3 protein-coding genes and 1 pseudogene are annotated in these 6188 nt (G+C 65.0%); 3 read left to right on the top strand and 1 reads right to left on the bottom strand.

The genetic code is table 11. The features are described 5' to 3' along the window. The 3 genes and pseudogenes from FKP22_RS32200 to FKP22_RS18125 form a co-directional block, all read left to right on the top strand. Positions 1 to 607 (top strand): annotated as a pseudogene (locus FKP22_RS32200) (aromatic ring-hydroxylating oxygenase subunit alpha); the annotation flags it as partial. Further along, complete coding sequence (locus FKP22_RS18130) at positions 607 to 1713, top strand: adenosine deaminase (RefSeq protein WP_141289021.1); 1107 nt, start codon at positions 607 to 609, stop codon at positions 1711 to 1713. The pseudogene FKP22_RS32200 and the gene FKP22_RS18130, both read left to right, overlap by 1 nt. Positions 1714 to 1915: 202 nt before the next feature. Further along, positions 1916 to 3994, top strand: coding sequence for an FG-GAP repeat domain-containing protein (locus FKP22_RS18125; RefSeq protein ID WP_141289019.1), 2079 nt, complete (start codon positions 1916 to 1918; stop codon positions 3992 to 3994). A 76-nt stretch (positions 3995 to 4070) separates the two neighbouring features. On the opposite strand, the gene FKP22_RS18120 is transcribed toward FKP22_RS18125, so the two are convergent. Then, positions 4071 to 6188 (bottom strand): TonB-dependent receptor (locus tag FKP22_RS18120; RefSeq protein WP_141289017.1); only part of this gene is annotated, 2118 nt, incomplete at its 5' end.

Genomic DNA, 6188 nt, shown 5'->3' with positions numbered 1-6188 from the left:
CGACGTGGCGGCCAGCGCGCCGCGCATCGTCGAAAACTTCCTGGACCTGGCGCACTTCGGCCTGGTGCATGCAGGCTGGCTGGGCGACGCCGAGCACCTGCAGGTGCCGGACCACCAAGTCGAAATCGTGCCGGCCGACGCTACCACGGGCCGCGCCGAAGCCTTGCGCATCAGCGGCTGCAAGGCTTGGCAGCCGCGTGCCCATGAAGCCGCTGCCGAGGGCGCCTGGGTCGACTACGTCTACCACCTGCCCGCGCCGTATGCCGCGGTGCTGGAGAAGGTGCCCGCACTTGACGACGGTCACCGCGAGGCCATCGCGCTGCTGATCTGCCCGCTGGACGAGGAACGCAGCCGCGTTTGGTTCCGTCTCGCGGTGCCAGCAGAAGGCGGCGTGTCGCCCGAGCGCGAGGCCGCGTTGCGCGAGTTTCAGCAGGCCATCTTCCTGCAGGACCGGCCCGTGCTCGAATCCCAACGCCCGCGCCGCCTGCCGCTGGGCCTGACCGACGAAGGCCGCATGGCACGTGAAGTGCACAGTGCGGCCGACAAGGCTTCCGCCGCCTACCGGCGCTACCTGCGCCGCCACCTGATCACCTTTGGAGTCTGCTGATGCCAGCCGTTCCTGCTGTTGCCGCTGCCGCCCCGTCCGTTCCGCTGGACGACACGCTGTTCGACCGCATTCCGCGCGCCGCGCTGCCGGCGCTGCTGGCCCGCATGCCCAAGGCCGAACTGCACATCCACATCGAAGGCTCGCTGGAGCCCGAGCTGATCTTCAAGCTCGCGCAGCGCAACCAGGTGGCCCTGCGCTACGCCAGCGTCGAAGCGCTGCGCCAAGCCTATGCCTTCACCGACCTGCAGAGCTTCCTGGACATCTATTACGCCGGCGCCAGCGTGCTGCTGCAGGAGCAGGACTTCTACGACATGGCCTGGGCCTACTTCGAGAAGGCCAAGGCGGACAACGTGGTGCATGCCGAGCTGTTCTTCGACCCGCAGACCCACACTGCCCGCGGCGTGGCCATGGAGACGGTGATGCGCGGCCTGTCGCGCGCCTGCAATGACGCGCACGACCAGCTGGGCGTCAGCGGCGCGCTGATCCTGTGCTTCCTGCGCCACCTCAGCGAGGAAGATGCGTTTGCCACGCTGGAGGAGGCAGAGCCCTTCCTGGAGCTGTTCATCGGCGTGGGCCTGGACAGTTCCGAGCGCGGCCATCCTCCCGGGAAGTTCGAGCGTGTGTTCGCCCGCGCGAAGGAACTGGGCCTGCACCGCGTGGCCCACGCTGGCGAGGAAGGTCCGGCCGCGTATGTGCGCGACGCGCTGGACCTGCTGGGCGCGCAGCGCATCGACCACGGCGTGCGCAGCATCGACGATCCGGCGCTGATGCGCCGCCTCGCCGCCGAGCAGATCCCGCTCACCGTCTGCCCGCTGTCCAACCTGAAGCTTTGCGTCGTGGGCACGCTGGCCGATCACCCGCTGCCCGCACTGCTCGCCGCCGGCCTGGTCGCCACCGTCAACTCCGACGACCCCGCCTACTTCGGCGGCTACCTGAACCAGAACTACCTCGAAACCTTCGAGGCCTTGCCGCAACTCGGCCCCCGCGAGGCCTACATCCTGGCCCGCAACAGCTTCGACGCCAGCTTCGTCAGCGACCTGCGCAAGGAGCGCTGGACGGAGATGCTGGATGCGGTTTTTGTGGAGGCGGCGAATTCGGGGGCGTGAGCCTCAAGCAGCTGGCAACTGTCCTTCGGGTAGGTGGGGTAGCGGCGGCCTTCGGGGGCGCGCGCGGTAGGGGCCGCATGCAGCCTGAGAGCTACCGATCTTGTATCCTCCGCCCAAGCGCACAGCGCAACAAGAAAAACAACGGCATCTCTTAAATGTGTACACAGAGGCCGGATTGCCGTTGGTCCGGAGGAGGGAAATCATGAAATTCGCGACACGTGCGCGCTTGGCCCTGGCTTCGGCTGCGGCAGGCCTGTTGGCTTCGTTTGCATTGGTACAACCCGCACCGGCGCTCGCTGGCAAGACCTCCAATCCTGCCACCGGGGTTCAAGCCAGTTGGGCATGGCAGTCACTGGGCGGCAGCATTGGCTTGGCCGGCATGGAGACCTTGGTGGTGGATGGCGCCACTGAGGTTTTTGTCAGTTCGCACGACAGCTGGCATGTCCTGCGCGGCCAGCCCGGGGACCTTTCCAAGGGGCTGTTGCAGGTCTTTGTGTCCGAGCCAATGCATGGCCTCATGAGTCTGGTGTTGGCCAACGGACCGAGTGGCCAGAAACTCGTCGTGGCGGCATTGGGCGACGGCACGTTGGTGATCTACGACGCCGTCACCAAGGCAAAACTCTCGACACAGCCAGGCCGTTGCTACAACCCTAAGCTGGAAGAGGCCGGGCTCAGGGTGCTCAAGGCGGCAGACCTGAATGGCGATGGCGTGGATGAATACATCTCGCTGTGCAACGACGGCAAGTTGGTGGCTGAGGGTCCGGCCTATGCAGGGTGGAGCCTGAAGAGTGTCGGAGGCTACGAGCTGGCCGTCGGCCAGATGGACGGCGATGCCGCGATGGAAATCGTGTCTAGCTCGGGCAAGGTGATCGACGCCGACACGCACCAAGTGCAGTGGAACTATTCCAAGGGTTTCGGCGACGTGCTGGCAATCGACTCGGATGGTGACGGTCGCGCTGAGTTGATCTCGGTCACGAGTGATCGGCTCAGCGTCTACGATGTGGCGAAGAAGGCTGGACAGTGGTGGCTTGCCTTGACGGATGTTGAGGCTGTCGGGCAGGGCGATCTGGATGGCGACGGCGTGCCGGAGGTCCTGGTGGGCAGTGCGCAAGGCACCGCTGTGCGCGCCTTCAGTCTTGTCGCCAGGAAATCGATCGGATTGATCCAAGCGCCCGAGTCCGGGACGATGGCGATCACCGTGGCGGACGTGAATGGCGATGGCGTCAAGGACCTGCTCTGGAGTTCCGGTGGCAATTCCAGCAGCGGCCCCTATCGCTTGCACCTCGGAGATTGGCAGAGTCAGTCCATTCGCTGGCAGACGGTGGACCTCCACGGACCTTTCATCGGGCCTGTTGTGGGTGATCTGGACGGTGACGGCGTGCCCGAAATCGTGATGGCCTCGACCAGCTCCGATAGCTACGGCGGGGGGCGCCTGGTGGTGTTCGACAGCGACAAGCTGAAAGTGCGGGCCATTTCGGACCCGCTGGGTGTTTCCTTCCAGATCTCAGACATCAAGCTGCGCGATCTCGATGGCACAGGCAGGCTGAAGATCGTGGTCGCGGGTGGCGATGGCATTCAGGGGCAGCTCAGGGCCTACAACTTCAAAGCCAACAGCAGCTTCAAGCTCGTGATGAGCAATGTCGATGCCGGTGCGCCAAGCGGCACATTCCGCGCGCTTGAGGTCGCGGACGTCGATGGGGATGGGGCCGTTGAAGTGCTGGTTGCGGGTAATGGCGGGACCGTGGTCGCCTACGATCCCGCCACGGGGCAGCGGCGCTGGAGCATCCAGACCGAAACGTCCGCCACCTTGGATCAGCTCTTCGTCAGTGATGTGGATGAGGATGGCACCCAGGAGCTGGGCGTGTTGTCTTCGGGAGCTCGCACGCTGTATTTTTATGACGGCAAGACCCATGCACTGAACGGCTTGGTCGGATGGTCCACACTGAGTTCCGCTGCCTTGTCAGGTACGACGCACCTGGTGACCGGCGGCAGCGACGGCAAGGTGACCGAACTGGCCTATTTCCAGGCCCAGTTTCCCCAGGTGCAGCAGTTCACCGTGCCGGGTGGTGCCGTGAGCGGTTTGGTGGTCGCACCTGGCGGATCCTGGTGGGTGGCTTCTGGTGGCCAGCTGCGCCAGTATGTGGATCAGACGCTCAAGTTTGAGACCGTCAACTACGGCATCGGCCAAGCGCGTCAAAGCGTGGTCAGCGTGCCGGGGCGAAAGATGGTTTTCACCACCGGCCCGTACGGTATTCTCGGTTTCAAGACCAACTTGAACTGAGCCTGGGACTGGCCTTGCAGGCCAGTCGTGTGGGTCTTTGAAGGCCGCGCAGCCAAATCGCGTGGCCTTTTCACTTTCAGAACATTGCCTTGAACTGCGCCCCCCAGGTGCGCGGCTCGTTCACGAAGCCGGTCAGGTTGTTGAAGTCGATGGCGCCGTTGACGACGACACGGTTGGTGATGTTGCGGCCGAACGCGGCGAGTTCGTACTTGCCGTTGTCCCAGATGTAGCCCAGGCGCAGGCCGCCGGTGGTCAGGGGCTTGCCGGTGAACTCGGGCGATTCGTACAGGAAGAAGTTGACCTTGCTGCGGTAGGTCCAGTCGGTGTAGGCGTAGAACTCGCCGCTGGCCGTGGGGATGCTGTAGCGCAGGTTGGCGTTGGCCACGTACTTCGGGGCCTGCGGCAGCGGGTTGCCGTCGATGAAATAGACCGTCTTCTTGCTGCCATCTGGCAGGGTGACCTCGGTGGACGGATCTGTGGGCGTGCATTGGGCGCAGCCACCAACGACCAGGTCCTTGTCCTTGATCTTCGTGACGTTGACGCTGCCGCTCAGGCCCAGCAGCAGGTTCTCACTGAGGTAGGCGTCCAGCGTGAATTCCACGCCCTGGCCCATGGCCTTCTTGGCGCTTTCCAGCACGGTGGAGTTGGCGTTACCGCCCACCACGGTGAGCTGCTGGTGCTTCACGTCGTAGTGGAAGACGTCCGCGGTGACGCGGGCCCGGCGGTCGAACAACTCAGACTTCACGCCAACCTCGTACGAGGTGCTGGTCTCCGGTTCGGCCTTGGACATCGGGTTGAAGCCCGAGGCCGGCAGGATGCTGGCGCCGCGTACGCCGGTGGCAACGCGGCCGTAGAGGTTGGTGTTCTTGTCCATGGCCCAGCTCAGGGCGACGTCGCCGGTGACCTTGCTGCTGGAGACCTCGTCGCTCAGACCCTCGCTCACGTCGAAGTTGGGCACCGTGCCTGGGTCGGTAGAGAGCTTCTTCTTGTCGTGGGTGTAACGCAGGCCGGCGCGCAGCGAGAGGTCCGGCGCGAGCGCATAGTTGACCGAGCCGAAGGCCGCGTAGGCATTGTTGCTCTGCGTGGTGGGAGACGAACTGGTGAAGGCCCCGCCGGCGGTCGAGTCGTAGTTGTACGAGGTCATCCGGAAGGTTTCGCGGAAGAAGTACAGGCCGGCCTGCCAGCTGAGTGGGCCTGGCTTCGTGGACTCCAGCCGCAGTTCCTCGGAGAACTGGCGGTGGCCGCTCAGGCCGTCGGCCGTCTCGCTGGGGAACAGGATCAGCCCGGGACCCGAACTGGGCAGGAAGGACGCGCCGTAGCCGCCGTCCACGTCGCCGCGGCTGTACGAGTGCACCGTCTCCAGGCCGGTGATCGAGTGCAGCTTCACGCCGTCCAGCGCCCAGGTCAGGTGCGCGTTGGCACCGATGCTGGTCAGCTTCTGCTCGTTCTTGCCGTCCAGGTAGACCTTCTTGATGTCGAAATCGTCGACCAGGTCGTTGCTGCCCTTCTGGATGATGTTGGCGCGGAACAAGCGGGCGCTGCCATTCAGGTCGCGGGCATGCACGTTGAACAGCGCGGTGAAGGGCGTGCCGGCGCCGTAGAGGAACTGGGCGCGGGCGGCGCGGTCGTCATAGCCTTCGAGCTTGTGCGTCTGCTGCAACTCGGCCGGGGCCTCGTTGGTGACCCAGTCGTCGCGGTGCTGGACCTGCACCGAGAAACGGGACTGCCACTGGTCCGACAGCGGCGCGTTGACGGCGCCTTCGAGGTTCACCGTGCCATACGTGCCGTAGCTGATGCTGCCGTAGCCGCCGAAACCCTTCTGCGGCTTGACCGAGTCGATCTTGACCACGCCGGCCGGCGTGTTGCGGCCGAACAGCGTGCCCTGCGGGCCGGCCAGCACTTCCACGCCCTCGACGTCGAAGATCGGGAAGCCCTTCAGGATCGGGTTCTCCTGCACCACGTCGTCCAGCACCAGCGAGACCGGCTGCGAGGCGTTGAGCCGGAAGTCGGTGTTGCCGTAGCCGCGGATGTAGAAGCGCGGAAAGGCCCGGCCGAAGGACGATTCGATGTTCAAGCTGGGCACGCGGCCAGACAGCATGCGCAGGTCCTCGCCGCTGGAGTTCAGCACGTCCAGGGTTTCGCCGCGCAGCGTGGAGACGGCCATCGGCACGGTCATGACGCTCTCGGCGCGGCG

The organism is Ideonella azotifigens (genome assembly GCF_006519715.1).
GTDB classification, from domain to species: Bacteria; Pseudomonadota; Gammaproteobacteria; order Burkholderiales; family Burkholderiaceae_C; genus Ideonella; species Ideonella azotifigens.
This window is presented reverse-complemented; position numbering and strand designations above follow the sequence as displayed.